The 26,491-nt window shown below is 72.0% G+C and carries 20 protein-coding genes and 5 tRNA genes; 11 read left to right on the forward strand and 14 right to left on the reverse strand.

The features are described from left to right. Positions 1 to 20 precede the first annotated feature (20 nt). The gene (locus OG352_RS07565; RefSeq protein ID WP_004002642.1) at positions 21 to 434 is read left to right on the forward strand and encodes an SsgA family sporulation/cell division regulator; all 414 of its coding nucleotides are present in this window, start codon (positions 21 to 23) and stop codon (positions 432 to 434) included. Between the two features lie 577 nt (positions 435 to 1,011). Beyond that, positions 1,012 to 1,572: a CGNR zinc finger domain-containing protein gene (locus tag OG352_RS07570; RefSeq protein WP_329215613.1), complete on the forward strand. Its 561-nt coding sequence runs from the start codon at positions 1,012 to 1,014 to the stop codon at positions 1,570 to 1,572. A 79-nt stretch (positions 1,573 to 1,651) separates the two neighbouring features. Here the strand turns inward: OG352_RS07570 and OG352_RS07575 are convergent, their stop codons facing one another. Both OG352_RS07575 and OG352_RS07580 read right to left on the reverse strand, forming a co-directional pair. Beyond that, complete coding sequence (locus tag OG352_RS07575; RefSeq protein WP_329224183.1) at positions 1,652 to 1,855, reverse strand: hypothetical protein; 204 nt, start codon at positions 1,853 to 1,855, stop codon at positions 1,652 to 1,654. 174 nt (positions 1,856 to 2,029) lie between these two features. Further along, the gene (locus OG352_RS07580) at positions 2,030 to 2,470 is read right to left on the reverse strand and encodes a hypothetical protein (protein ID WP_329215614.1); all 441 of its coding nucleotides are present in this window, start codon (positions 2,468 to 2,470) and stop codon (positions 2,030 to 2,032) included. 290 nt (positions 2,471 to 2,760) lie between these two features. On the opposite strand from OG352_RS07580, the gene OG352_RS07585 reads away from it, so the two are divergent. Continuing rightward, complete coding sequence (locus OG352_RS07585; RefSeq protein ID WP_329215615.1) at positions 2,761 to 3,291, forward strand: DsbA family protein; 531 nt, start codon at positions 2,761 to 2,763, stop codon at positions 3,289 to 3,291. Positions 3,292 to 3,313: 22 nt separating this feature from the next. Here OG352_RS07585 and OG352_RS07590 read toward each other — a convergent pair whose 3' ends face one another. From OG352_RS07590 to OG352_RS07600, 3 genes are all read right to left on the reverse strand, one after another. Continuing rightward, complete coding sequence (locus tag OG352_RS07590) at positions 3,314 to 4,138, reverse strand: GNAT family N-acetyltransferase (RefSeq protein WP_329215616.1); 825 nt, start codon at positions 4,136 to 4,138, stop codon at positions 3,314 to 3,316. A gap of 93 nt (positions 4,139 to 4,231) precedes the next feature. Then, positions 4,232 to 5,053 carry an aminotransferase class IV gene (locus OG352_RS07595; protein ID WP_329215617.1) on the reverse strand — a complete coding sequence of 274 codons (822 nt, stop codon included), beginning with the start codon at positions 5,051 to 5,053 and terminating at the stop codon, positions 4,232 to 4,234. Further along, positions 5,050 to 6,102, reverse strand: coding sequence for a chorismate-binding protein (locus tag OG352_RS07600; RefSeq protein ID WP_329215618.1), 1,053 nt, complete (start codon positions 6,100 to 6,102; stop codon positions 5,050 to 5,052). Before OG352_RS07600 ends, OG352_RS07595 begins: the two co-directional genes overlap by 4 nt. 190 nt (positions 6,103 to 6,292) lie before the next feature. On the opposite strand from OG352_RS07600, the gene OG352_RS07605 reads away from it, so the two are divergent. The 5 genes from OG352_RS07605 (at position 6,293) to OG352_RS07625 (ending at position 6,733) form a co-directional block, all read left to right on the forward strand. Further along, positions 6,293 to 6,365: transfer RNA gene (locus OG352_RS07605), tRNA-Gly, on the forward strand. 39 nt (positions 6,366 to 6,404) lie between these two features. After that, positions 6,405 to 6,478, forward strand: a tRNA-Cys gene (locus OG352_RS07610). A 1-nt stretch (position 6,479) separates the two neighbouring features. Beyond that, positions 6,480 to 6,551 (forward strand) — tRNA-Val (locus tag OG352_RS07615). A gap of 19 nt (positions 6,552 to 6,570) precedes the next feature. Next, positions 6,571 to 6,642: transfer RNA gene (locus OG352_RS07620), tRNA-Val, on the forward strand. A gap of 19 nt (positions 6,643 to 6,661) precedes the next feature. Further along, positions 6,662 to 6,733, forward strand: a tRNA-Val gene (locus tag OG352_RS07625). Positions 6,734 to 6,802: 69 nt separating this feature from the next. Here the strand turns inward: OG352_RS07625 and OG352_RS07630 are convergent. The 3 genes from OG352_RS07630 to OG352_RS07640 form a co-directional block, all read right to left on the reverse strand. Further along, positions 6,803 to 7,111 carry a TFIIB-type zinc ribbon-containing protein gene (locus OG352_RS07630; protein ID WP_329215619.1) on the reverse strand — a complete coding sequence of 103 codons (309 nt, stop codon included), beginning with the start codon at positions 7,109 to 7,111 and terminating at the stop codon, positions 6,803 to 6,805. An 81-nt stretch (positions 7,112 to 7,192) separates the two neighbouring features. Next, on the reverse strand, positions 7,193 to 8,128 hold the full coding sequence (locus OG352_RS07635; RefSeq protein ID WP_329215620.1) for a phosphotransferase family protein: 936 nt from the start codon (positions 8,126 to 8,128) through the stop codon (positions 7,193 to 7,195). Between the two features lie 206 nt (positions 8,129 to 8,334). Then, entirely contained in the window at positions 8,335 to 8,529 is a 195-nt protein-coding gene (locus tag OG352_RS07640) for a hypothetical protein (RefSeq protein WP_329215621.1), read from the reverse strand. Positions 8,530 to 9,152: 623 nt separating this feature from the next. Here OG352_RS07640 and OG352_RS07645 point away from each other — a divergent pair. Further along, positions 9,153 to 10,538, forward strand: coding sequence for a serine/threonine-protein kinase (locus OG352_RS07645; RefSeq protein ID WP_329223749.1), 1,386 nt, complete (start codon positions 9,153 to 9,155; stop codon positions 10,536 to 10,538). 5 nt (positions 10,539 to 10,543) lie between these two features. Next, positions 10,544 to 10,921 (forward strand): hypothetical protein, encoded by a 378-nt coding sequence (locus OG352_RS39940; RefSeq protein ID WP_443072179.1) that lies wholly within the window; start codon positions 10,544 to 10,546, stop codon positions 10,919 to 10,921. Positions 10,922 to 11,045: 124 nt separating this feature from the next. On the opposite strand, the gene OG352_RS07655 is transcribed toward OG352_RS39940, so the two are convergent. Then, positions 11,046 to 12,479 (reverse strand): aldehyde dehydrogenase family protein, encoded by a 1,434-nt coding sequence (locus OG352_RS07655; RefSeq protein WP_329215622.1) that lies wholly within the window; start codon positions 12,477 to 12,479, stop codon positions 11,046 to 11,048. Between the two features lie 197 nt (positions 12,480 to 12,676). Between OG352_RS07655 and OG352_RS07660 the strand changes: the two genes are divergently transcribed. Further along, positions 12,677 to 13,438 (forward strand): SDR family NAD(P)-dependent oxidoreductase, encoded by a 762-nt coding sequence (locus OG352_RS07660; RefSeq protein ID WP_329215623.1) that lies wholly within the window; start codon positions 12,677 to 12,679, stop codon positions 13,436 to 13,438. A gap of 120 nt (positions 13,439 to 13,558) precedes the next feature. On the opposite strand, the gene OG352_RS07665 is transcribed toward OG352_RS07660, so the two are convergent. The 5 genes from OG352_RS07665 to OG352_RS07685 are packed head-to-tail and all read right to left on the reverse strand — an operon-like array spanning position 13,559 to position 26,457. Further along, the gene (locus tag OG352_RS07665; protein WP_329215624.1) at positions 13,559 to 14,998 is read right to left on the reverse strand and encodes a carotenoid oxygenase family protein; all 1,440 of its coding nucleotides are present in this window, start codon (positions 14,996 to 14,998) and stop codon (positions 13,559 to 13,561) included. Then, positions 14,995 to 16,242: a cytochrome P450 gene (locus OG352_RS07670; RefSeq protein WP_329215625.1), complete on the reverse strand. Its 1,248-nt coding sequence runs from the start codon at positions 16,240 to 16,242 to the stop codon at positions 14,995 to 14,997. Before OG352_RS07670 ends, OG352_RS07665 begins: the two co-directional genes overlap by 4 nt. After that, positions 16,239 to 18,728, reverse strand: a complete 2,490-nt coding sequence (locus OG352_RS07675; RefSeq protein ID WP_329215626.1) for an SDR family NAD(P)-dependent oxidoreductase — start codon at positions 18,726 to 18,728, stop codon at positions 16,239 to 16,241. The genes OG352_RS07670 and OG352_RS07675 overlap by 4 nt, the downstream gene beginning before the upstream one ends. Next, the gene (locus tag OG352_RS07680) at positions 18,725 to 20,254 is read right to left on the reverse strand and encodes a cytochrome P450 (RefSeq protein ID WP_329215627.1); all 1,530 of its coding nucleotides are present in this window, start codon (positions 20,252 to 20,254) and stop codon (positions 18,725 to 18,727) included. Before OG352_RS07680 ends, OG352_RS07675 begins: the two co-directional genes overlap by 4 nt. After that, positions 20,254 to 26,457: an SDR family oxidoreductase gene (locus OG352_RS07685; RefSeq protein ID WP_329215628.1), complete on the reverse strand. Its 6,204-nt coding sequence runs from the start codon at positions 26,455 to 26,457 to the stop codon at positions 20,254 to 20,256. The genes OG352_RS07680 and OG352_RS07685 overlap by 1 nt, the downstream gene beginning before the upstream one ends. Positions 26,458 to 26,491: the final 34 nt, after the last annotated feature.

Consider the following 26,491-nt stretch of genomic DNA (forward strand, 5'->3'; position numbering starts at 1 on the left):
AGCGAAAGGCCCTGGCGCTTATGAACACCACGGTCAGCTGCGAGCTGCACCTGCGCCTCGTTGTGTCGAGCGAGTCCTCCCTGCCTGTCCCCGCAGGCCTGCGGTACGACACGGCCGACCCCTACGCCGTGCACGCCACCTTCCACACCGGAGCCGAGGAAACCGTCGAGTGGGTGTTCGCCCGCGACCTCCTCGCCGAGGGCCTGCACCGGCCCACGGGAACCGGCGACGTCCGTGTCTGGCCGTCGCGCAGCCACGGTCAGGGCGTCGTCTGCATCGCCCTGAGCTCTCCTGAGGGCGAGGCCCTGCTCGAAGCCCCGGCGCGGGCCCTGGAGTCCTTCCTGAAGCGGACGGACGCGGCCGTGCCACCTGGCACGGAACACCGGCATTTCGATCTCGATCAAGAGCTCTCGCACATCCTGGCGGAAAGCTAGCGCGAGGCTCACACCGAGCCGCCCGGCGCCGTCCACTCGGGGAGACGGCTCGGGCCGGTACAACCGCATAGGGCATGCGCCGACGCCGTGCCACGGGCTCCCGTGGGGCGGCGTCGGCGTGCGTGCGGCCCGTTGTGCCTGTTCGCGGCGCGTTCGACGCGTTCGGACAGCGCTCCCAGGCCTCGGGCGTCCGGGCTCCGTCGGCTTCGGACGTCCGGGCTCCGCCAGGGGTCGGGCATCCGGACTCCCCCAGGGCTGGAGTGTCCGGCACCCCGCAGGCTTCGGAGGGGCCGGTGCCCCGCAGCCTTCAGGGGCGGTGCCCCGAAGCCTTGGGGCCCGGTGCCCCGAAGCCTTGGGGCCCGGTGCCTTGAAGGCTTGGGGCCCGGTGCCTTGAAGGCTTGGGAAGCCGGTGCCCTCGAAGGCTTCGAGGGGTCCGGTTGTCCCGCCCTTTCGGTGCCTGGTGGCTGGCACGCGCGGGATCCGTGCCGCGATCGGCCGTGGTTCGACTGCCCGGTGCGGCTACCATCGGCCAGCATCGGCGGGCGCTCGCCCGACCCTCCATGCCAGGGAGCGAAACGTGCTGATCACCCATGACACCCGGTGCGCGCTCGATGTCGTGGTGGATCTGGTGAACACCGCGGCCGAGGGCGACTCGGCCCCGGACACGCTGCCGGACGTCGCCGCCCTCGCGGATTTCGTACGAAAGCACGACTTCAGTGATGTCGGTGTGCTCTCCGAGTTCGACCTGTCGGCGGTGCGCAAGGTCCGTGGGCGCTTCGCCGGGATCTTCGCGTCTACGGACCCCCGGACCGCCGCCGGACTGATCAACGAGCTGGTCGCCGCCGCCGGCACCACGCCCCAGCTCACGGACCACGACGGCTACGACTGGCATGTGCACTACTTCGCGCCCGGCGCGTCCGTCGCCGACCACCTGGCGGCCGACTGCGGGATGGCGCTGGCGTTCTTCGTGGTGGCCGGGGAGCAGGAGCGGCTGCGGCGCTGCGAGGCCCCGGACTGCCGGCGCGCCTTCGTCGACCTCTCCCGCAACCGCTCCCGCCGGTACTGCGACAGCCGCACCTGCGGCAACCGCCTCCACGTGGCCGCCTACCGGGCGCGCCGCAAGGAGGCCGCGGGCTGAGGAGCCCGTGCAGGTTCCGTCGGAATTCCTTGATGCCGACGCGGCCCCGGCGGGTGACGCCGGGGACCGCGGGTACGGCTCAGAGCAGCAGCAGATCGTGCAGCGAAGCCATGAGCAGCAGACACCCGATCACCGCAAGGAAGATCATCAGCGGTGGCTGGGAAAGGGCGAAGAGGCACCCGCGCGGCTCGTCCTTGGGCGGCGCGGCGTCGCTCTGTGTCGTGTCCAGCATCTCGCGGGCGATGATGACGCAGGTGGCACCCCCCGCGCGATCAACACGCACGGATTGAGCGGGAGTTCGCCGGATTCCGTGACGTCGGTTTCAGGCCGTGATCACTTACGTGCGCGGGCAGGCCGACTGTGTCGTTTCCATGCGAGGGCAACTGTCACGGCCGCAGGTCAGGCCGCCGTCATATGCGGGCCGCCGAAGGTGCGGACCCGCCCCCTGCGCCGTGCGTCATATGCCGTGCTTCTTGAGGATGGCCTCGATATCTCTGAAGTCGTCGGAGGCGCCGGTCGCGCGGGGTGCGGCTGCGGGTCGGGGGGCCGGGCGGGAGGCCTGGCCCAGGGAGGGGGCGGAGGCGGTGGGGGCCACGGCCTCGGGCTGTGCGGAGCGGGTCGCCGCCTTGCGCTCCTTGCCGCCGCGGCGGCGCTCCACGGCACGGGTGGTGGCGAACAGCGCCCAGGCGCCGCCGAGCACTCCGAAGCCCAGCCAGGCCGTGGGACTGAAGGCGGTGTCGGCGACCCATCCGACGATGCCGGTCATCACCAGGCCGAGCGGTACGAGGGCGTAGGCCGCGATGCGGGCGGCCGCCAGGAAGCGCTTGCGGTAGGCCGTGACCACCGCGATGCCCAGGCCGGCCACGGCGACGGCGGAACAGACTGTCTCGGCGATCATCCGGTCCTCCAGGCGTGACTCACTCGGGCAGGGCTCATACCGACTCGGCACCACGCCCGGCAGGCCGGCGCCTCGTCCCTTCCATCCTGCACCTGCGCACCCCTCGCGGGCCATCCTTCGACCCGGACATCAGGGACATCTCCGGGTCGGCTCCTTCGCAGGTGCCGCCCGCGCTCCTCCCTCGGGGGCGGGTCGGGGTCTCCGTGGCGTGCGGCCATGATCCAGGCTCCGGGTTCCGGGGTCCAGGTTCCGGATTGGGGCCGTCGGGCAGGGGCTGGAAGACTGGCGTCATGAGCGACTCGTCCCCGACCTCCTCCCCCGCCCGTCCCGCCGTCGTCCTTGACGTGTGGTGCGAGCTGCAGTGCCCGGACTGCCGTGGCGCCCTCGACGACCTGCGCGCCCTGCGCGAGCGCTACGGCGACCGGCTGGAGCTGCGGTTGCGGCACTTCCCGCTGGACAAGCACCGGCACTCCTTCGCCGCCGCGCAGTCCGCCGAGGAAGCTCTGGAGCAGGGGCAGGGGTGGCCGTACGTCGAGGCCGTGCTGGGTCGCGTGACGGAGCTGGACCGTAAGGGAGAACCCTTCCTGGTCGAGGTCGCCGGGGAACTCGGGCTCGACGCCGAGGAGTTCGACACCGCTCTGATCGACGGCCGGCACATCCTGATCGTGGACGCCGACCAGGCCGAGGGCAAGGCGATCGGCGTCACCGGGACCCCGACGTACGTCATCGGAGGCGAGCGGCTCGACGGCGGCAAGAGCCAGGAAGGACTGCGCGAGCGCGTCGAGGAGATCGCCGACCGGCTGCTGGCCGAGCAGGCGTGAGAGCGGATCCCCACAGGTCGGCTCAGAGCAGGTTCTTGTACATCGAGTAGCCCACCGGCACGTATCCCAGCGACTCGTACAGCCGCTCGGCCGGGGTGTTGTCGGCGAAGACGTTCAGGCCGAGGACCCGCTTGCCGGCCGCGATCGCCTGGGTCTCGGCCAGCAGCATCAGGGAGCGGCCGTGGCCCCGGCCGCGGAAGGGCGCTTCGGCCTCGACGTCGAACACGAACGCCTTGTCGTCGGCGAACGACACCCAGAGGAAGCCGACCCGGGTTCCTTCGTGTTCCAGGACGCTGATCAGCGTGTTCTCCGTCGCCAGGCCCCGCGGCAGCAGGAGGTCCTGGTCCCGCCGCGACTTGGCCCGCGCCTCGTCCTCGGGCACCCCGCGCTCCCACCAGTCCCGGGCGTACTCCTCGATGCCGCGCTCGAACCAGGGCCCGTACTCGGCCTCCGTCATCGGCCTGCCCCGGCTGCCCTCGGGCAGTCGGGGAGCGGTGGCGGCGAGGTGCTTCTCCATGCCGCGGTTGCGGTGGACGTAGCCGAGCGCCGTCGCCAGCCGCAGCGCGGTCCGCGCGTCGGCGGGCACCCTGACGTCGATCCGTTTACAGCCCCAGCCGCGTGCCACTTCCTCGGCGGCGAGCGCGGCCACCGTGCCCCGGCCGCGACCGCGGTCCGGTTCCTCGATGCGCAGGTCCGCGATCTGGGCGACGCCGGGCCCGAAGGCGGGGGACGTCGAGAGGTGGACCGTTCCGACGGGACGGCTGTTCACGCACACCTGGTAGTGGCGCGACAGCGCCCCGTCGGCGGCGCGCTGAAGCGGCTCGGTCGGCCGCAGAGTCGTGGTCATCAGGGGCTTTCTACCCACTGCGGCGACCCACGTCAGCCTGTTTTCCGGGTCTTGCCGGGTCTTAAGGGGTCCAGGCCTTACGGGTTCGGGGCCTTACGGGTCGAGGTCGTTCCCGGCTCGCTCGGTGAAGATCCGCATCGCTTTGGCGGTCACCGGCCCCGGTGTGCCCGGCAGTTCGCGGTCGTCGACGCGGTGGACGGCCTGGACGTCGCGCAGGGTGGAGGTGAGGAAGACCTCGTCCGCCCGCTCCAGGACGTCCAGCGGGAGGTCGGTCTCCTTGGCGCCGGTCCACTCGGCGGTCAGCTCGCGGGTGATGCCCGCGAGGCAGCCGGAGGCCAGCGGCGGAGTGTGGATCTCGCCGTCCAGGACGACGAAGACGTTGGACCCGGTGCCCTCGCAGAGTTGCCCGACCGTGTTGGCGAACAGCGCCTCGGTGGCGCCGTGTTGGTGGGCACGGGCCAGGGCGACGACGTTCTCGGCGTACGAGGTCGTCTTCAGGCCGGTGAGCGCGCCGCGTTCGTTGCGGGTCCAGGGGACGGTGACGACGGCCGTGGAGTCGGCGCGCCGGGTGGTCCCGCCGAGGGCGACGACGAGGGTGGGGCCGTGGTCGCCGCGGTCGGAGCCGAGCGGGCCGTAGCCTCCCGTGTAGGTGATGCGCAGCCGGCCGAGCGGCATCGGGTCGGCCTCGAGGACGGCGGCGCAGGCGCGGCGGACCTCGTCGTGGTCGGGGTCGGTCAGGCCGAGGCCGCGTGCGGAGCGGGTCAGCCGGTCGAGGTGGCGGGTGAGCGCGAACGTCGTGCCTTCCACCGCCTTCACCGTCTCGAAGATGCCGTCGCCCACGGTCAGCCCGTGGTCGAAGACGGAGACACGGGCGGACTCGGCGTCCTGCAGCCCGCCGTCGAGCCAGATCTTCACGTCAGTCCCTCTCCTTCGGCCTCGTACGTTCCCGACGCTACCGCGAGCAGCCGGGACGCCTTCAGCTCGGTCTCCGCCCACTCGGCCTCGGGGTCGGAGCCCCAGGTGATGCCGGCGCCGGTGCCGAAGCGCAGCACGGCCGTGCCGTCGGCGGCGCGGCCGATCCAGAAGGTGCGGATGCCGACGGCCAGCTCCCCCGTCCCCCGGTCGGCGTCGACCCACCCGATGCCGCCGCAGTACGGGCCGCGGGGTGCCGTCTCCAGCGCGTCGATGATCCTGAGGGCGCTGGACTTCGGGGCGCCGGTGACCGAGCCGGGCGGGAAGGCGGCGGCGAGCAGCTCCGGCCAGCCGGCGCCGTCGGGCAGCTCGCCGCGGACCGTGGACACGAGGTGGACCAGGCCCGGGTGTTTCTCGACGGCGCACAGGTCGGGGACGGTCACGCTGCCGGTGGCGCAGACCCGCCCGATGTCGTTGCGCACGAGGTCCACGATCATCACGTTCTCGGCGTAGTCCTTGTCGAGCAGGTCGGCCTCGGTGCGCCCGGTGCCCTTGATGGGCCCGGACTCGACGACCCGGCCGGCGCGGCGCAGGAAGAGCTCGGGGGAGGCGGTGGCCGTCTCTATGCCGTGCGCGGGCAGGCGAATCGTTCCTGCATAGGGCGCCGGGTTGCCCCGAGCCAGCAGGGCGGTGAGCGCGTCCACGTCGGCGTCGGCCGTCACGGGCGCGGTCAGGACGCGGCAGAGGTTGGCCTGGTACACCTCGCCGGCCGCGATGTGCTCGCGGATGCGGCGCACGCCGGCCGTGTACGCGGCGCGGTCGAGGGAGGACGTCCAGTCACCGGCCGCGGGCCCCCGCCACGCCCCCGGCACCGGAGCGGGCACGGGCTCCTCGCGTACGTCGGCGAAGCGCGCGCAGACCAGACGGCCGTCGAAGTCGGCGCAGACGGCCCAGAAACCGGCGGAGTCGAGGGCCGCGGGATCGCTGGTGACGTCGAGGAGGCCGGTCGCGACGCGGGCGCCGAAACGGGCGAGAGGAGGGAGGTCGGGCACATTGTCGAGTCTAGGGCGGGTCTCCCGGGGGCCGGGTCGGGCATGTCCCGCAGGTCCCGCCCAGGGGGCCTGACCAGGTCATCGAGCAGGCACAGCGCAGCACGCTGCACAAACGCGTTTTTGTGCTGGCCGAGGAATCCGCTAGAGTTCAACACGTCGCCGCGACGCGCAAGCCGAGCGGAAACGACAAGCGGACGTAGCTCAGTTGGTAGAGCGCAACCTTGCCAAGGTTGAGGTCGCCAGTTCGAACCTGGTCGTCCGCTCGCAGGAAGTGGGGGATCTTCCCGAACCCCTACGCTCCTGGTGGAGTGGCCGAGAGGCGAGGCAACGGCCTGCAAAGCCGTCTACACGGGTTCAAATCCCGTCTCCACCTCCAAGGACGATTAGCTCAGCGGGAGAGCGCTTCCCTGACACGGAAGAGGTCACTGGTTCAATCCCAGTATCGTCCACTGGATCTTCGGATCCCTGGCGCGATTAGCTCAGCGGGAGAGCGCTTCCCTGACACGGAAGAGGTCACTGGTTCAATCCCAGTATCGCGCACGCAGCACCACAGCATCCCGGACGATTAGCTCAGCGGGAGAGCGCTTCCCTGACACGGAAGAGGTCACTGGTTCAATCCCAGTATCGTCCACACGCCGAGAGCCCCCGGCCGCCTTCGCGGTCGGGGGCTCTTCTGTGTGCCAGCTCAGCTTGCGCCGGTTCAGCTGGAGAACAGCATGTGGCCGAAGCTCTTGTGGCGGTTGTGGCCGCCGTGGTGACCGCCGTAGTGCGCACCGCCGTGACCGCCGCCGTGCGGGGCGCCCCAGGCGGGCGCGGCCGGGGCCGCCGGGTACGCCTGCGGGGCGCCCGGGGGCGGCGGCGCGGGCTGGGACCACTGGGACTCCACGCGGGTCAGCGCCTCCAGCTCGCCGTAGTCGAGGAAGATCCCGCGGCAGTTGCTGCACTGTTCGATCTGGACGCCGTTGCGGTTGTATGTGTGCATTTGAGCGTGACACTTCGGGCACTGCATGGTTCGGCTCAACTCCTCGCCGGTCGGTGCTGTTTCACGTACCGCCAGTTCAGACACTGTCCGACCGCGGTCGGTTGCACCCTACTTCGCGGCATCTGCCGCCAACTGCGGGGGGACCGAACCCATTCGGGCACAGGCGTCGACGAGGCACTGCTCGACCTCGTCCAGCGACCGCCCCTGCGCGATCGACTTCGTGACAGCCCGTGCGGCGGTCTGCACGGTGAGTGCACGCGCCGGGACGTCGAGGGCGGGCCAGGGGTCGCCGGACCCGGGGACGGCGGGGCCGGCCCCGGCCCGGTAGGCGGTCAGGAAGCGGGTCCACTCGTCGGGTGGGAGCAGACCACAGGCGTACCAGGCGGCGGGGCGGGCGAGGTCCCAGGCCGGGACGCCGACGCCCAGATCATCGACGTCGATCAGGCGCCAGGGTCCGTCGGGGGCGGGGTGGCGGACGAGCTGGCCGAGGTGGAGGTCGCCGTGGCAGAGGGTCGCGGTGTCGGGCATGGGGGCCTCGGCGCGGGCCCAGGCGGGCAGTGCGCGCCAGGCGGCCAGGACGGGGGCGACGGCGGCATGCGAGGCGGCGGCGCGCAGGCGGGCCACGGCGTGGGCGGCCTTTGCGGGGCCGCGCATCGGGGGGAGTGCGGTCGGGGCGGGGGTGCGGTGGAGGCGGGCGAGCAGGGTGCCCGCGGCTTCCCAGGGGGCCGCGTCCGGGTCGTCCGGGTCCACCGGGGTGCCGTACGGCCAGAAGGTGACGAGTCTGCCGTGGAGGGGGGACGGGGTCGCGGCCAGCGGCGGGAGGAGGACGTCGGGGAGGTGGGCGGCCGTGGTGAGGCGGGGCGTGAGGTCGGCCGGGTCGGTTTCGGGGGCGTGCGCCTTCGCGACGGTCCCGGCGTGCCGGACGACGGTGGCGTCGGGGCGGTCGGCGAGGGTGGCCGCGCCGCACGGGCAGGACGAACCGGTTTCGTGAGCCCGGTCCCGGGCGTGGAAGGTGAGCTCGGTGAGCAGGGGGTGGGCGGTCACGGGGCTCCCTGAGCGGCGGCGTGCGGTCTCCCCGCGAGGGTACGCAGGTGAGGGCGCCGGGGCCGTCCTGCGCCGGGGAAAAGCAATGCAGGCGCAGCTCCCCAGCTGCGCCTGCATTTTTTGCCGTCCGCCGCACCCCCGTCCCCACGGGGTTTCATGGGTGGATGTCCCCGCCCGGACCGCTCTTCCGGGCCTGGGGTCGCCGCTCAGCGCCCCAGCATCACTCCCACGGACGACGCCTGTGTGGCCACTGTCTCCCAGCCGTCGAAGACGACGAGGAGCAGGACCGCCAGAGGAAGGGCCATCAGCGTCGCCACCAAGGGGTGGCGGCGGCCCGTGCGGCGGGTGCGCTTGGTGCGTCCCTGCGTGCGGATCATCGTCCGCGGTGCCGTAAGGGCCATGGTCCCTCTCCTGACCTGATCAGTTGTCGTTGGCAGCGGCGGGTGTCTGACCTCGGGGGACGAGTGCTGCCACCCGCCGCTTGACTTCAAATCTAGGCGTGCGGCGGGCGCCGGGCGTCATGCCCTCGTACCGATTGCCGGGCCTCCCGGAGGATGAGCCATGACCTGGGGAGTACTCCCCTGGGTGGAGACGCGGTCCCAGGTCTCGGGGTCTTCCCTGAGGGGGTGTCCGGTCCGGGCCGGTTTCCGCGCCGCCCCGGGGACCCCCGAACGAAGCCTCGGGGACGGCCGTGGTGACTTCGCTCACTCGCACCACCCCTCGCCGGACCGCCGCAACCACCCGGCGGCCCGCCCTCAAAGCCATCACCGCATCGGTCAGGGACGTGTCGGCGACGTCGACGGCCCTCGCCACACGGCCACTCCGCACAGGTTCAATCCCCCTTCCGGGAAGGGTGGTTGAGGCCACCCGACCGCCAAAACGCGCCAGATCTCAGGCCCTCTGACCACCCTTCAACTGTCCCACCGGGCACTGACAATCGATCAGGACGAGAGGGCGCGGCCTCTGCGCGCGAACGGCCGTGTAAACGTAAGCTGTGCCACGTCACACGGACCGGGCAGCGGGGATGAACATGGCGATGATGCGCCTGAGGCGCGAGGACCCGCGTGTCGTCGGCTCGTTCAGGCTCCACCGACGGCTCGGCGCGGGCGGGATGGGTGTTGTCTATCTGGGGTCCGACAAGAAGGGGCAGCGGGTCGCGCTGAAGGTGATCCGGCCCGATCTGGCGGAGGACCAGGAGTTCCGGTCGCGGTTCGCGCGCGAGGTCTCGGCCGCCCGGCGGATCCGGGGCGGGTGCACGGCGCGGCTGGTCGCGGCGGATCTGGACGCCGACCGGCCGTGGTTCGCCACCCAGTACGTCCCCGGGCCCTCCCTCCACGACAAGGTCAACGACGACGGGCCGCTCGGCGCCGCCGAGCTCGCCTCGATCGGGGCCGCGCTGTCGGAGGGGCTCGTCGCCGTGCACGAGGCCGGGGTCGTGCACCGGGACCTGAAGCCCTCCAACATCCTGCTCTCCCCCAAGGGCCCCCGGATCATCGACTTCGGCATCGCCTGGGCGACGGGCGCCTCCACGCTGACGCACGTCGGCACGGCGGTCGGCTCCCCCGGGTTCCTCGCGCCGGAGCAGGTGCGAGGGGCGCTGGTCACCCCGGCCACCGACGTGTTCTCGCTCGGCGCCACGCTCGCGTACGCCTCGACGGCCGACTCGCCTTTCGGGCAAGGCAGTTCCGAGGTGATGCTGTACCGCGTGGTGCACGAGGAGCCGCAGTTGCACGGCGTTCCGGACGCGCTGGCCCCGCTGGTGCGGGCCTGCCTCGCGAAGGACCCCGAGGAGCGGCCCAGCACCCTCGACCTCTCCCTGCGGCTGAAGGAGATCGCGACCCGGGAGTCCCAGGGGATGGCGGACGCGCGACCTCCGGTGCCTCGGACGGCCGAGGCGGACCGTCCCACGGGACGGCTCTCCGACCACAGCCACCCGGAGCGCACGCTGCGCCAGCCGGGCGGGCCGGGCACTCCCCCGCCGCGCGGCGGGGCGCCGTCCTCGCGCGGGCCGGTTCCCTCGCGGGGCGGGGCTCCCGTTCGTGGGGGAAGCCCTTCGCGAGGCGGCGGTGGCGGCAGTGCCTCGTCGTCGCGGTCGGGGGCCCGGCCGGTGCCCGGTTCGCGCAACACCCGTCCCGGCAGCGGCAGTCGGCCGGCGCCCCGTGGCGGGCGGCCGGGGCCGCGGACCACGGGGACCGGGCTGCGGCCCGCCAATCCGCGGCTGCTGCGTCAGCGGCTGTTCGTCTTCGTCGTGGTGACCCTGCTCGTGGCGCTGGGCATCGCCGTCGTCCAGGGCTGCGAGGGACCGGCGCGCGGGCTCGGCGGGGACGACGGCGTCGTACGGCAGGACGTCGTACGGCAGGAGCCGGGGCACGTCCTGCCGGAGCCGGGCGGCGGTCCGCTGGGGGACTGACCCCCGTGGGCTACGTCTCCGGCAAGCAGGTCCACGGCGTTGCTCGCGGTGCCGACCGCCTCGTCCAGCCTGTTCTGCAGGAGGAACGCCGTCGCGAGCACCGAGCGGCTGATGGCCTGGCGACGACGGCGGTCGCTGTTCGCCTCGACGGACGCCATGGCGAGATGCTCAGCCTGAGTCGCCTCGCCGAGGTCGCAGTGGACCAGGGCGGCTTCAGCCTCCAGATAGTGGTGGTCCAGGAAGCGAACCCACGGCGATTCCTCGGCCGGCCCCTGGCTGACTTCCAGCCGCTCAAGCTCCATGCGAAGGTCGCCGCCGCGAGCCTGCACCCGAGCTGGCCGCGGCGGCGGGAGGGACGAGACGTGCTGCCCGACGCCTGCTGATCGAGGCCGGCGGCACCCCGCGTGTGCGCTGAACACCACGACGGCACACACGAAGCGGAGCCCCGCGCACTGGCGCCGGTCGGGGCAAGCCAGCGCCGACGGCAGTCATGTGGTTCCGTTCGGGTCAGGACAGGTCGGCGATGACCGTTTTGGTCTCGAGGTAGTTCTCCAGCACCGCGTGCCCCATCTCCCGGCCCCATCCGGACTGCTTGTAGCCGCCGAAGGGGAGGGCCGCGTCCAGGGCGTTCCATGTGTTGACGAACACGGTGCCCGCCCGCATGGTGTCAGCCGTCCGGAACGCCTTGCCGATGTCGCGGGTGAAGACGCCGGCGGCCAGGCCGTAGGGGTTGGCGCGCTCGATGCCCACGACGTCCTCGAGCCGGTCGAAGGGCAGGACCACCAGCACCGGGCCGAAGATCTCCTCGTCGACGATCCTCATGCCGGGTTCGGTCCCGGTGAAGATCGTGGGCGGGGCGAAGTACCCCGTGTCCGGCAGACTCTGGCCTCCGGTGTGCGGGACGGCCCCGTCGCGCACACCGGACTCGACGTAGCCCTGGACCCGGTCGAGCTGCTCCTTGGACACCAGCGGGCCGAGCTGAGTCGCGGGGTCGGCGCCCACGCCGACGACGAGCCGGTTCATCTCGGCGACCAGGCCTTCGACCACCTGGTCCAGGACCGGCCGCTGCACGTACAGACGGGAGCCCGCCATGCAGGACTCGCCCTGGTTGAAGAAGATGGCGCCGGCCGAAGCGGCCACGGCGCGTTGCAGGTCGGCGTCGGCGTAGACGATGTTCGGGGACTTGCCGCCCAGTTCCAGGGTGAGCTTCTTGAGGTTGCCCGCCGAGGCCCGGACGATCTCCTTGCCGACCTCTGTGGAACCGGTGAAGGCGACCTTGTCGACGTCCGGGTGGGCCACCAGGGCCGCCCCCGTCGCGCCGTCGCCGGTCACGATGTTCACGACGCCGTCCGGGAACCCCGCCTCCTGGATCAGCTCGCCGAGCCGCAGCGCGCTCAGCGGTGTCTGCTCGGCGGGCTTGAGAACGACGGTGCAGCCGGCCGTCAGCGCCGGGGCCAGTTTCCAGGCGGCCATCATCAGGGGGAAGTTCCAGGGGATGATCTGGCCGACCACGCCGATGGGCTCCCGCGTGGTGTAGGAGAGGAAGCTGCCGGGCGGCGCGGCGGAGAACGGGATCGTGTTGCCCTCGATCTTGGTGGTCCATCCGGACATGTAGTGGAACAGGTCGGCGGCCATCGGGATGTCCGCCATCGCCGCGTACGCCACCGGTTTGCCGTTGTCCCGCGACTCGGTCAGGGCGAGTTCCTCGGCGTGTTCCAGGACGAGGTCGCCGAGCCGGTGGATGAGCCTGCCCCGCTGCGACGGGGACAGCCGACGCCACGGCGAGCCCGGTTCGAAGGCCGCGCGGGCGGCGCGGACGGCACGGTCCACGTCCGCGACGCCGCCCAGTGGCACCGTGGTCAGCACCTGCTCCGTCGCGGGGTCCAGAGTCTCCAGGACGGCGCCGTCGAGCGCGTCCGCCCACACTCCGCCGACGAGCATCTTCCGCGGCGCCGTGGAAATTCCAGGCGCCGGGCGTTCCGTCGTGACTGACATTCGCACACTCCATTCTCGTATACCAAGAAAATCGTCGTATTTCGACCGGCGCAAATTACTTGACAGCCACTACTGCCGGGCTATTCCATACCTCTGCCTGCAATGCATCCGCATTCCGGGCTTCCTGGACGCGAGGAGATCCGATGAGCAACGCATCCGAAAAACCCGTCGCCCTGGTCACCGGAGCCGGCCGGGGAATAGGCCGGGCGACCGCGGCGCTGCTCGCCGAGCGCGGCTACTCGATCGTCGCCGTGGACCAGGACGAGTCCGCGGAGACCACGGCTCGGTCGGTCGGCGGGACCGGCGTCCGCTGCGATGTCCGCGACGCCGCGGGGCTCCGGTCCCTGGCGGCGGGATTGGACCGGCTCGACCTGCTGGTCAACAACGCCGGCGTATGGACGTTCAGCTCGCTGGAGGAAATCGACGTCGAGCATTTCCGCCGCGTTCTCGATGTCAATGTCCTCGGTAACCTGATCTGCACCCAGATTTTCGCTCCGATCATCGCACGCAGCGGCGGCGGGGCCATTGTGAACGTCACCTCCTTCCTCGCCGAGACCGCCCGCGCCAATTCCGGTGTCTATCCCGCGGCAAAGGCCGCGATCATCGCCCTCACCAAACAGGCCGCCATCGAGTACGCCGACGCGGGAATTCGCGTCAACGCGGTCGGCCCCGGCCTCATCCGCACCGAGGGGGCCGCCAACCTGTTCGGCCCGGACCCGGCCGAGCACGCCCGGCGGGGGGCGTACCTCCCGCTCGGCCGACTCGGGGAGGCCGACGACATCGCCGGTGTGATCGCCTTCCTGGGCTCCGCCGAGGCCCGCTACGTCACCGGGCAGACGCTGTATGCGGACGGCGGCATCGGCGTCGGCACCATGCGGTTCCTCCATCAGGCCTGGACGCCGTGACTGCGGTCCGGTCGGCCGGGCAGGAGCGCTCATGCCCGGCCGACCCGGACCGGTCCGGGTCGGCCATGACGGGCGTGAATCAGTGGTGCCCCGTCCCCGGCGGTGGTGCCCCGGTCCGGATCAGCGGTGCAGATCCGGGAAGAACTGTCCGTGGAAGTCGTTCGGAATGTGGTGCGGTACCTCGGCCCGGCCCAGTTCCTCGAACGAGGGCCCGTCGAGGACCAGCAGGAACGACCGCCCGCTCCGGGCGTCCAGCACACCCGACAGCACCACGCCGTCGTCCTCCCCCGTGGCCCCCGGGCGCGGCACGAAGACGCCCTCGCCGGGGAAGCAGCCCTTCTCGTACCAAGCCTTGTGGGTGCCCGCCACCACGTCGACCTTCAGCAGCCTGTTCATCGCGCGCAGGCTGCGCGGGGAGTGCCCGAGGCCGTAGGCATAGCGGTACGCCCTCCCGTTGTGCTGCCGGTAGTTGATGCGCGGCATCTCCACGCCGGCGTCGGCGAGCGGCTCCCACCCGACCGAGCCGCCGGAGCGCGCCAACGGCAGTGTGTAGCGCCGCAGTTGGTACCCGTACGTCTCGAGGTCGAGCTGGTCCTCCGTCGGCTCGAGGCCGAGCACGGTCTCGTAGGGATGGTGCGTGGCCGCGATGTCGACCAGGAGGTCCCCGCCCGTCTCGACGGCGTTGACGTGATGGAAGGCGAAGAACGCCTCGCTCTCGAAGGTGGCGACCAGTCGGCCCTCGCGCTTGTCCACCACGAGGAAGCGGGCCGGCCGCTCGGGCTGCCATTCGAAGGTTGCCAGAAACGGGTTTCGGGCCTGCCGGAAACGCTCGGCGTCGATGACGACCGGGAACTCCACGAGGACGACGTAGTTCTCGGTCGCGGCGAAGCTGTGCATGTAGCACGGCTCGCCGACCTCGACCGTGGCAAGCGGCCGCTGGACGAGCTCGCCGTCCGGGACGTAGAAGAGCTGGTACGCCGCTCGGTCCGCCATCGACGTGGTGTAGTTGATCAGCACCCGCCGGTCGAAGTCGTAGTGCGGGTGCGGCGTGGACGTCTCGCCCTGGACCTGGCCCTCGAACGGTACCTCGCCCAGTGTGTCCAACGTCCGTGGGTCGAACTCATTGGCCAGGGGCTGCTCCGCGAAGGCGAAGTAACGCCCGGCCATCCGGGCCACGTTGACGTTGGTGTTGTCCGTGAGGTTCGGTGAGTAGGCCGCGAAGTGCCGTCCGAAGAGCTGCTCGCAGGGGTCGTAGCCGAACTGCTTTCCGTAGAGCTGGTCCTTGGTGGTGGCCAGGTCGTACGCCGTCGTGCGCAGGAACTTGTTGGCGTACTTCACCCGGCCGTCGGCGAAGGAGAACGCGTGCAGCATCGCCAGACCGTTGAACCAGTGCGTGAGCCGGTAGTCGCCGACCTCGAACTTCGCCGGCCCGTTGCGCAGCAGGGTGCCGCTCAGCCAGCCGGGGAGGGCCCCTCTGACCGGCAGCCGGTCCAGCGACACCTCCCGGTCCAGGGTGGTGAAGCCGGCGAAGTCCGGCAGCGGCGGCCTGGCGGTGCTCATCGTGTCTCCTTGGCGTCGAAGGTCATCGGCATCACGTGGGGACCGCGGAAGGTGGGGGTGGCCGTCCGGTGGACACCGGAGAGGTCGACGCCCGGTCCGGTCACCCGCTCCAGGAAGCTCCGTACGGCGATCTCGTTGACGAGCTGCCCGAGTCGGCCGCCCAGGCAGTAGTGGGCCCCGTGGCCCAGTGCGAGGTTCGGGGTGCGTGGACGGTCCAGGTCGATCCGGTCGGGGCCGGGGAAGACCGCCGGGTCGCGGTGGGCAGCGCCGATCCAGACAAACACCTCCTGGCCCGCCTCGATGAGCCGGCCGCCGAGTTCCACCGGCTCGGTCGCGCGTCGTTTGGTCAGCTGCACCGAGCTGTCGTACCGCATGAACTCGGGCGTGGCCGCGGGCACGAGGGACGGGTCGGCGGCGACCTTGCCGTACACCTCCGGCTGGGCCAGCAGGGCCAGCACGGTGTTCCCGATCTGGTGGGCGGTCGTCGTCTGGCCGGCTGTCAGCAGGAAGATCAGGTTGCCCAGCAACTCCTCCTCGCTACTGAACCCGCCGTCGTCCCAGGCGTCGGCCACGGTCTGCATCAGGTCGTCGGTGCGCCGCCTGCGGCGCAGGGCCAGCTGCCCGCGGAAGTAGTCCATGTACTTCCCGATCCCGGCCAGGTGGTACTCCGGGTGCTCTTTGCTGAGCGGACCCTCGTCCACGAGCAGTCCCCAGCTGAGGATGAACTTCCAGACCGTGCCCCGGTCCTCCCGGGGGACGCCGAGGACCTGGCAGACCGTCTCGGACGGCAGTGCCAGGGCGTAGTCCGCCATGAAGTCCATTTCCCCACGGTGCAGTACGGCGTCCAGCAGCCGGTGCGCGGCCCGCTCGATGTCCCCTCGCATCGCGTCCACGGCCCGCGGCAGGAACGGCTGGGACATCGCCTTGCGGATGCGCTGGTGGTCCGGCGCGTCGCTGACGAACACCTGGGTGTGCAGGGCGCGCAGGGGGGACGCGGTGCGCTCGGTGCCGGTCGCCGGGTCCCACTGGGGGCGGTGGGCGGAGAACCGCGCGTCGCGCAACGCGGTGAGAGCCGTTTCGTAGCCGGTCACCATCCAGGCCCCGGCGTCGCCCATCTGCGGGTCCCAGAGCACTGGGTCCCTCTCACGGGCCCGCCGGTAGAGCGGATACGGGTCGTCGATGAACTCGGGCCGGTACACCCCTGACAGCGACACTTCGGGGGCGGTCGGCCGTGGCTGCGTCATCGCTGATCTCCTCGGTAGGTGACGCCAGAAAGACGGAGTGCACGGTTGTCGCCGTCTGCCGCGGACACCGTCCAGCGCCCGGCGCCCGGGCTTCCCCGGACGACGAGCGCCGCGCCCGGGGCCGCCGGTGAGGGGATCCCGCCCCGGACCTCGAGGCGCCGGACCGTGAGCGCGGCGCCCGGGGCGTGCTCCGCCGTCCGGCGGAAGACGTTCTCCAGGGCGGTCAGCGGGAGTGTGCTGACCGGCCAGCTGGGCAGCACCCACAAATCGCCGGCCGGCGTCTCACGGACCTCGGCCGTGCACGTGTCCTGCGGCCCGGTGCGCCAGCGGGCGCCCCGCAGGACCAGACCCGACCAGCGCAGGGGAAGCCCTGCCGCGCCAAGGTGCGGGGGGTGGCGGGCGGCGTCGGTGCCGGCCTCAGCGGCGTCGTCGGTGTCGGCCTCGCCGTCGGCGTACGGCTCCCCGGTTCCGTCCGCGTCGCCGCCCTGTCCGGCGTACGGCTCACTCGGAGCGTCCGCGCGGCGGTACGCCAGGCACAGCCGGGCGGCCTCGTGGCCGGTGTCGGCGTGGTGAAAGCGGACGTGAGCGGTCCAGCGGCCGTCGGCGTAGCCCGCGGTGACCGACCGTCGAAGGGCGATGCGGCCGTGCCGGAGGCGGAGTTCCGGGAGGGCGACGTACACGTCCTCCAGGCTCTGCAGGGCCAGCGGGGTGTAGTCCTCCGGCTGCACCCAGGCGGCGCCTCGTACCGCGTTCTCCAGCAGCAGGGACACCGGCAGCGCGGGCTCCCCGCCGACCAGTACGTCGTTCAGGACGGGGGCGTGCGCGCTGTCCAGGGCGAACAGCGCTTCCTGCGCTGTATGCGGCACGTGGGTGCGCAGATCGCCCAGGTGGAACACGGCCGACAGCACGTCTCGGTGGCCCGGCAGATCCGCGCTCACCCGGTATCCGCGGCTCTGGAGCGGGCCGAGCGCGCGGCCCAGCGGGCCGATGTAGGTGATCTCGCCGCGGGAGGCGGCCGTCAGTTCCCGCGTCCACAGGTCGAGCCCCTCCTGCACGTCGAGCGCGGCCATGTAGCGCAGCGTGGCCTCGAAGTTGGCGACCATGCCGAGCCGGTCCCAGGTGGGCCAGCACAGCGTCATGACGGGGAACGCGACCCGCGCCTGGGCCCAGAGGCCGAGGCGGGCCAGTCCGTCGTTCGCGGCGGCGTAGTCGAGCTGGCCGACCATGCCGCCCAGCCGTCCGGTGAGGGAGCCGACGTTGCAGAAGAACTTGAGGGGCAGCTCGCGTACCGCGCAGAAGAGGTTGACGAAACCGTCCACCTTGGTCGCGACCGTGCTCAGGAACTCGTCGTCGGTCTTCTTGGGCAGCCGCGCGGGCGTGTCGACGCCCGCGTTGTGCACGACGGCGGTGATCGCCTTCCCGTACCGGGCGACCAGGGCCGCGGTCTGGTCGCGGTCCGTGACGTCGCACACCGTGTAGGAGATGCGCAGGCCGGCCCGCCGGGCCTGGTCCAGATGCCGGACCAGTTCCCGGTCGCGCCGGGCGGCGTCGACGGCGGTGCGGACGGCGGCCAGCCCGCGGCCCTGCCGCCGCTGCGCCCACAGGCTCTGCTCATAGACCTTGAACTGCTCGTCGTCGAGCGCTCGGGACGGGTCGTCCGGGCCGGGCAGCGGGCCGCGCCCGGTGACGACCACCCGGCAGCCGTGGCGGGCCGCGAGCGTCCGGGCGAGCCGCCAGCCGATGCCGCGTCCGCCGCCCGAGAGCAGCACCAGGTCCCCGGTGTCCAGGGACAGCCCCGGCGGGCCGGCGTCCTCCGGGGCCGCCTCCAGGGTGCGGCGGCGCCCCGCACGGTAGCCGACCTCGAACAGGCCCCAGCGGTACAGCTCATGGGTGATCCGGCGCGGCAGCTCCGCCAGGTCGGCGGGGTCGGTGTCCACGACTCGGGTGTTGCAGTTGGCGATCTCCCGGTGCACGGTCTTGGCGAGGCCGGCCCAGATGCCGCCGAGCGGCTGCTCGGCCGTTGCGGCGTCGTCGGGAGCGTCGTATCCCATGGCACCGCCGAGGTAGGTGACGACGACATAGAAGAGCAGGTGCGCGTCCGGTTCGCGCCGCCAGTACGGGTAGCAGGCCCGCAGCGCTGTCACCGAGCGCAGCAGCGACCGGCGGTAGCCGTGGTGTTCTCCCGGTACGAAGGGTTCGGCGTGCCCCAGGTCCACCAGCCCGTCGGGCGCCTCGCCCGCGACCGGCCACCGCCCCGATTCGTCGGCGTGGGCCTCGGCGCCCGCGGCCCGCAGGGCGTCGCAGACGGCGCGGGCCAGCTGGTGTGTGCCGCCGAAGACGAGCACCCTGGCCCCGCGCAGGGCCGGCGCCGGATGCGGCGGCGGACCGGACGCGGTGACGGTCCGCCACCGGACGCGGCGCACCGGGGCCACGGCCGACGCCGGGGGGCGGGTCGTCGCGGGCACCGGCCAGGAGACGGTGCTCATGCCGTGGGCGCCTTCCGCTCCGCCGGCCTGATGTGCATGAGGACACCGGGCTGCGGTCGGAGCGAGACCAGCGCCGCGGGGCTGACCGGGCGGCCCGCGACCAGCTGGAGCCGGTAGCGCTGCACCACCATGGCGACGGCGAGGCGCAGTTCCAGCAGGGCCAGGTCCATTCCGATGCACTTGCGGGCGCCGCCGCCGAAGGGGAAGTAGTCGTAACGGTCACGCTGCCTGGGCGTGCTGCGGGCACCGCTCCCGTTCTCGTCTGCGGTCCCGCTTCCGGTCCCGCCTCCGTTCGCGCTCCCGATTTCGTCTGGGCTCCCGTCTCCGCTGTTCGTGGGGCGGACGGCGTGGGCAGGGCAGAAACGTTCCGGGTCGAACGCCTCCGGGTTGTCCCACACGGCCGGGTTGTGGTGGGCCGCGTACACCGGGACGATCACCGTGCTGCCGGCCGAGATGTGGTAACCGCCGACCCGGTCATCGGCGACCGCGTCCCGCGGAAACAGCCAGATGGGCGGATACAGACGCAGCGACTCGTCGACGACCGCCCGCAGATACGGCAGGTCGTCCACGTCCTCGGCCGTGGGCACCCGGCCGCCGAGCACCTCGGTCAGCTCGGCGTCGAGCCTGCGCCGGACGTCCTCGTGCTGGGCGACCGCGTACAGCGTCCAGGTGAGGGCGCAGCCGGTGGTCTCGTGGCCGGCGAGGAACAGCGTCTTGAGCTCGGCCCGTATCTGCCGCTGGTTGAACGGTTCGCCGGTGACCTCGTGCGTCGCCTTCAAAAGCGCGGAGACCACGCTGTCGGGGCTGCCCTCGCCGCGCCGGTGGAGGTCGATGATCTCGTCCATGACGTCGTTGAGGACCTGCTGATGACCCTTGAGGCGGCGCTGGTAGGCGGTGGGCACCCAGCGGGGCAGCAACTGCTTGACCTCGCCGGTGAGGATCATGGCCTTCAGCGAGAAGCGGACCGCGGGCAGCAACCGGTCCGCGTACCGGCGCAGGTCCACGCCGAACAGCATGCGGCCCAGCACACCCATCGCCAGCCACATCATGTCGTCGGTGATGTCGACCGGGTCGCCCGAGCGCGCGCTGGGCTCCCATCGCGCCAGCAGCTCCTCCACCGTGTCGGTGACGGTGCCGGAGCGCGCGCGCAGCCCGGCCCGGTGGAAGAAGGGCCGACTGACCGCGCGACGGGTCCGCCACTCCGCGCCGTCGGTGGTGAGCATCCCCCGGCCGAAGAACAGGTTGAAGCCCCGGTAGAACCTGCCGCGCACGTAGTTGCGCGCGTTGTCCTGGAGGACCTGCTTGACGGCCTCGGGTTCGGTCACCTGATGGACGAGGTAGGGACCCATCTTCATCCGGGCCACGCCGCCGTACTGGCGTTGAAGCTCCGTCAGCAGACGGAGGGTGTCCTTCTTGAAGCTGCTGAGCGCGCCGAACAGCACACTGCCGACGGGCCCGGGGGCCTGCTCTGCCTGCACGTGCCTCTGCTCCCCGGCCGCGTCCTTGGTCGTCGTCCGCTGCTCCATCAGCCGGCCTTCCTCGGGGTCTCGGTGTCGGCAAGGCCGGGAAGCGGTTGCTTGTCCGGGGAGTACAGGCGCCCGGAGACCGCGTCCAGGTAGCCGACGACGGTGGCGGAGACGTCCTTCATCTGGGCGACGACCCGGCCCTCGGGGGTGACGGCGAGGAACCGGTTTTCGGGTGCGTGTCCGGTCATTTCGAAGCCGGCGGGCGTGGCGTAGAGGTGGAGCCGGCCGTACCGCCTGGTCAGTTCGATGTCGTTGGCCTCCTCGTACAGATCCACCCGGCGGATGGACAGGGGTGCGGCGACGGGCACGAGCCGGCCGTCCTCCAGGTGCAGGACACCGGTGCGGGCCAGACCGTCGAGCAGGATCGCGGGGGTGGTGAACCGGGAGAGCGCGGGATCGTCGGCGGCGACGTCGGCCCGGTAGACGGAGCGTTTACCCAGGGGGTGCAGCCGGGTCTGCGCGGTGGAGACGAAGGGGCCCGTCAGGGACACCGGCGACGCCGGGGCATGGTATGGGTCGAGGACCGGGACGTCGTCGCCGTCGTCCCAGTGCTGCCAGCCCGGGGCCTCGGGCAGCTCGCTGCGCAGCAGCACCCGCGCGGTGAAGTGCACCCTGTCCTTCACCAGCAGGACGCCGCCGGGCGCCCGTACGTCTGCGGTCACGGACACCTCGACCACGGTGAGTTCGTCGCCGCGTTCCAGCACCCGGGCGGTGATCTTCTTGGGGTCGGGGGCCGACCGGACGGCGTTGTGGACGCGCAGGAAGTGTTCGAACCGGAGGTCCTCCAGGGCGACGGCCCTGAGGCCGGGCGCCAGGTGGCGCGCCGCCTCCGCGGCGATCTCCACGACGAACGTGCCCGGCAGGGTCGGTACGCCGCGGACGGTGTGGTGGGCGAGGTAGCCGTCGGTGCTCAGGTCGAAGGCACAGGCGAAGACCGCCGAGTCTGCGTCCGAAGACAGCGTCTCGCGCAGGTAGAACGTACCCTTGCCGGCGCCCTCCGGCACGGACCCGCCCGACGCGGTCACGCAGGACGCGGTCGCGCAGGACGCGGTCGCGCAGGACGCTTGACGGTCCAAATAACCGGGATAGAAACCCTCGATCGTCTCCCGCTCCGCCGCCCCTATGTGCACCACCGACGCCGTACGGCGCTCGGCGTGGAGCTCCTGGAGGAAATGGTGCACGCCTTCGCGCACCGGCATGTGGCTGTAGGAGCCGGCGCGTTTGAAGTACGCCTTGGTCAGCTCGTTGGCTCCCATGCCCACGCCGTCCCAGAGCGTCCAGCCGACGGTGAACTCGTCGGCCCCGTGCGCGGCGGCGTCGACCGCGGCCGCTGCCAGGTAGTCGTTGCCCGAGGCGTAGTCTGGCTCGCCGAGCTGGCCGAAGTGGCCGAGCAGGGAACCGAAGTTGCACCATGTCGCCGGGGACCGGCCGGCGAACGCGCGCTTGAGGTTGCGGTAGGCGAGGGCCTTCAGGTCGCGGATGGCCTTGAACTCGGCGAACTCCTTGTCCTTGATCAGGGCGGACCTGTTGCGTCCGGCGGCGTTGACGAGCAGGTCCACGGCCGGCTGCTCCGCCAGGACGCGGTCGACGGCCTGGACGACCGCCTTCCTGTCCCGGACGTCGCACGTCAGATAGGTCACCCGGCCGGCTCCGCAGAACTCCTCCATGCGCCGGATGACGCGGCGGGCAGCGCGGGCGTCCAGCAACCGGTCGAACGCGCGGTTGACGTCCGCGACCGTCCGGCCACCTCCCGCCAGGTTCTCGCGAATGTAGGACCGCCGGGTGGCGGCGAAGGTCTCGTCGTCCCCTTCGAAGACAGCCTCGGGATACCCCTCCAACGGGTTGCTCCCCAACAGGTAGATCCGCGGGCGGAAGTGCTCGGCCAGTGCCGTGACGGCCTCCGCGGTGATACCCCGGGCGCCGCCGACGGCGACCACCACGGAGTCGGGGCCGAGGCGGCCCGCGGCGCTCCCCCGTCCGGCGCCGGAGAGGGCGTACTCCGGCGTGAGCACGGGGGCGTGGCGCCGGCCGTCCTCGTGGAAGACGACCGGTAAGGCGCGTACGGCCCGTGTCTCCCGCTCCGCGAGCAGCGCGCCCTTGCGCAGTCCTCGTTCGCCGGTGGCCAGGAGGAACGTCAGGGTGTCGGGCAGTTCCAGGGCCGCGCACTTGACCAGCCCGGAGAACAGGCCGGTGCAGGGGTGCGGGATCCGCTCCGTGACGGCACCCAGGAGCAGGGTCAGGAACGACGATCCTTCGGCGGCCAGGTCCGTATGGGCGGTCTGCAGCACGAGGAACGTCGCGTCGTGCAGGGTGGTCAGGGAGGGGACCAGGCCGTCGCGGGAGGCGGGCGGGCCGGCCTGGGGGTCGGGCAGCGGCGCCGAGCGGGCGAGGTCGGCGACGACCCGCAGATGCCGTACGGGCCCGTGGTCGGCCAGCACCGCGCGGACCGCGTCCGGGGTGGCCTCGGGCAGATGGCGCCAGCCGGGCCGGGTCACACTGACCGGCGCCGTGCACAGCACGGTCGCGTCGGCCGGCAGATGACGCAGGGAGGCCCACAGGTCGGGCATGTCGGTGAGCACCACGACGCCGGGCGGCAGGAACGCGACCCGCTCGTGCGGCTCGGGTCCGGCCGCAAGTTCGGACAGCACCGACACATGACGCGCGGTCATCAAGCCCTCGCCCGTGGCCAGCCGGTCGGCGCCGGCGAACTGGGCGGGCAACGGGAGCAGCGGGGCCTGCGGGCGGCGAGGGGCCGGTCGCGGACCGGGGGTGGGCGGTTGTGCGGGGTTCCGGGGGCCGGTGATCGTCGGGTGGGGCCGGTCCGGCGGCGCCTCAGCCGTGGCGGCGGGTATGCCGAGGGTGAGACGGACGGTGCTCTGCTCGGTCCGGCCCGGGCAGGTGACGTCCACCGCGCCGGACGGGCCGAGCAGTCCCTGGAGGACGGCCAGGGCGCCGGCGGCGCCGAGGTAGCGGGCGGTGGAGGCCTCGGCCGGCCGTGCCGGCAGGAGGTCGATGCGGCGGCCGCCGGACGGTGTGCCGCCGACCGTCAGATCCGCCACGTGGCCGAGGACCGGCAGCCCCGCGGCGACGGCTCTGGCCTCGGTGGTGAGGGCGAACATGAAGGCGCCCTCGGCGAGTTGCCCGTCCGCGACGCCCTCCGGAAGCCCGGCCAGCAGCGTCGCGTACTCAGGGAGGCTGTTGCCGTTGATCCCGCCCGCCAGGGCGAAGTCCAGCTGTCCGGCCCGCAGATAGCGCGCGGCCGTCTCGATGGCGGTCAGACTCGAGGCGTACCCGGAGTCGAGGGTGATGTTGGGGCCCTTGAGGTCGAAGTAGTTGGCGACCCGGGCGGAGATGACGTTGGGCATCATTCCGGGGAACGAGTCCTCGTTGGACGCCGGGATCTCCTCGCGCACCAGCTCGCGCAGCCCCGTCAGCAGCTCGGCCAGTCCGGGCAGGGACGCCGTGGCCGGGTCCTCGGTGAGAGCCTTCTCGACGTCGTCGAGGAAGCAGCGGTTGGCGAACAGCATGGCCGCCCTGGTGGGGCCCATGTTGCCCACGAACACGCCGGTCGACCCTGTGGTGGCGTCCCAGAACTCGGTGAGCCGGCCGCGCAGGTCGTGGGCGCACTCCAGGATCATCAACTGGCAGCGGTCGATGGTGCGCACCGTCGCAGGAGGCAGCCGGACCCTGTGCAGCGGCGGCGTCGGGTACGAGGAGCCGAAACTGTCGGCCGGCCCGGCGCCCCGCCCGCCGATCCACTCCACGACGCCCTCGCGGTCGAGGCCCGGGACATGCGCGGACCATCCGACGACCACCACCCGGTCCTCGGCGCCGGCGGCCCCAGGTCGCGCGGGGCGGCCGTCGCGCGGACGGTGTTGCGGGCCGTGGTCCCGCGGACGGCGTTCGGGCGGACGGTGCTCACCCGCGAGGTGTTCCCGCAAGAGCACGTGCGCGTTCGTGCCGCCGAAGCCGAAGCCGGACACCGCGACCGTGCGGGGCCGGCCCGCCGACGCGGTCCAGGGGACGTTCTCGGTCGGGATCTCCAGCAGGCTGTCGTCCAGGCCGAACGACTCGGGAGCGCGGGTGAACCGGAACTGCTTCGGGATCGTCTCGTGCTCCATCGCCAGCAACGCCTCGATGACCGATACGACGCCCGCCGCCCATCCGGTGTGCCCGATGAGCGACTTGTTGGACGTGACGTACGCCGGCTTCGTCCGGCCGAAGTGCGCACGGAGTGTGGTGAACTCGGCGAGGTCTCCGGCCGGGGTGCCCGTGGCGTGGGCGATGATCCAGTCGACGTCGGCGGGCGAGGCGCCGTCGGAGAAGGCGGCGCGGACCGCCAGGTCCTGACCGGCCGAGTTCGGTGCGTAGACCGCCTTGCCCCGGCCGTCGGAGGAGGCTCCGACAGACGTGAGCACGCCGAGGATCCGGTCCCCGTCGCGCCGCGCGTCGCTGAGCCGCTTCATGACGACGACGCCCGCGCCGTCGGCGAAGATCACGCCGTCCGCGTCCGCGTCGAGCGAGTGGACCGCGCCGCGCCGGGACAGACCCTGCAGTTTGGAGAACAGCACGGTGCCGCGCGGGGCCAGGGCGAACGCGCCGCCGCATACGGCGATGTCGTGCTTGCCGCTCAGCAGGCCCTTGGCGCCGATGTCGATGGCGTAGAGCGACGACGAGCAGGCGGTGTCGATCATCTGCACTTCGGTGTCGGCCGGCAGGACTCCCGCCATCGCGAGCTGTCCCACCCGGTGCGGGAGGAACCGCTCCGGCGCCCGTGCGCCGCGCCGGTACCGCCGGGTCAGGGTGTCCTGGACCGCGTCGAGGAGGCGGTCGCGTTGCGGTGCGGTGAGGTCGAGCGAGCCGGCCGTCCGTCGGGCCCGTGCGGCCATGCCCGCGAGGACGCCGGCCTCCTCCAGGTGCTGGCTGCCGTCGGGGGTGTAGCCCACCAGGAAGGAATGGCGGGCGGACGGGTCGCGCCGTACCCCCTCCAGCGCCTGCACCAGACTGTGGCGCAGCCAGGTGGTCGTCAGTTCGTGGTCTGCGCCGCCGGCCTCGTCCATCGTCTCGACGGCTGCGGTGACCGGCTGGAAGTCGGTGATGAAGACACAGGTGTCCTGGTACGACTTGTCGAGCGCCGAGAGGTCGGCCGAGTGGAAGGTCGAGCGCTGCCAGCGGTCCTCGGGAACGGGGACGAACAGTTCGGCCCCGGTGGTGCGCAACTCCCAGAACTCCTCCGGGCTGTTGGCGCCGGCGACGGCCAGACCCATGCCGACGATGGCGATGCCGTCCATGGCACTGTCGTCGTCCACGACCTCGCCAGAAACGGTGCCGCCGTTCAGGGCGGGTTCCTCCACGGCGTCTGCGTCCAAGGCACCGTCGTCCACGGTGTGTTCCTCGGCAGCGAGAGCGCTTTGGTCCACGCGCGGCGGCGACAGCAACGCCGCCCCCAGGGACAGGCCGCCGTCCGCCAGGATCGTCTGGCCGGTGATCCAGCGGGAGTCGTCGGAGGCCAGGAACGCCACGAGGGCGGCGAACTCCTCCGGCGTGCCGAGCCGGCCGAGCGGGGTGGCGTCCCGGATGACCTCCTGCATGGCCTCGGCGTCCGGGAACGCGTCCGCGACCTCGCTGACCAGCATGGCCGCGGACGCGGTGTTCACCCTGATGCCGAGCGGGGCGAACTCCACGGCCAGATAGCGGGTGAGGGTCTCGACGGCGGCCTTCGCCGGCGCACAGGCCAGATAGTTCGCCATCACCATCTGGGAGCTGCCGAGGGCCGACATCTGGACGATCGAGCCGCCGCCCCGGCGTGCCATCAGCGGGGCCGCGGCCCTGGCGCAGCGCAGGCTGCCCTTGTAGTTGGTGTCGAGGGCCTTGTCGAGGTCGGCCTCGGTGATCCGGTCGAGCGGGAGCAGCGCGCCGTTCGCGGCGCTGTTCACCAGGATGTCGAGGTGGCCGAAGCGTTCCTCGATCTCCGCGAACATCCGCTCGACCTGGTCCTGTCGGGCCACCGAGGCCCTGATCAGATCCACCCGGGCACCGAGCGCCGCCAGCTCCGCGCGGGTGCGCAGGGCCTCCTTGTGCGAGTGGAAGTAGTTCACCAGAACGTGGGCGCCGCGCTCGGCGAGCGCCCTGGCCACGCTCCGGCCGATGTTCCTGGCACCGCCGGTGACCAGGGCGAGCCTGCCACTGAGCTGCTGCTGCATCGCGAGATTGCTCCTTGTCGCGCGGTCCGGGACC

The sequence above is a fragment of the Streptomyces sp. NBC_01485 genome (genome assembly GCF_036227125.1).
In the GTDB taxonomy this organism is placed as follows: Bacteria; Actinomycetota; Actinomycetes; order Streptomycetales; family Streptomycetaceae; genus Streptomyces.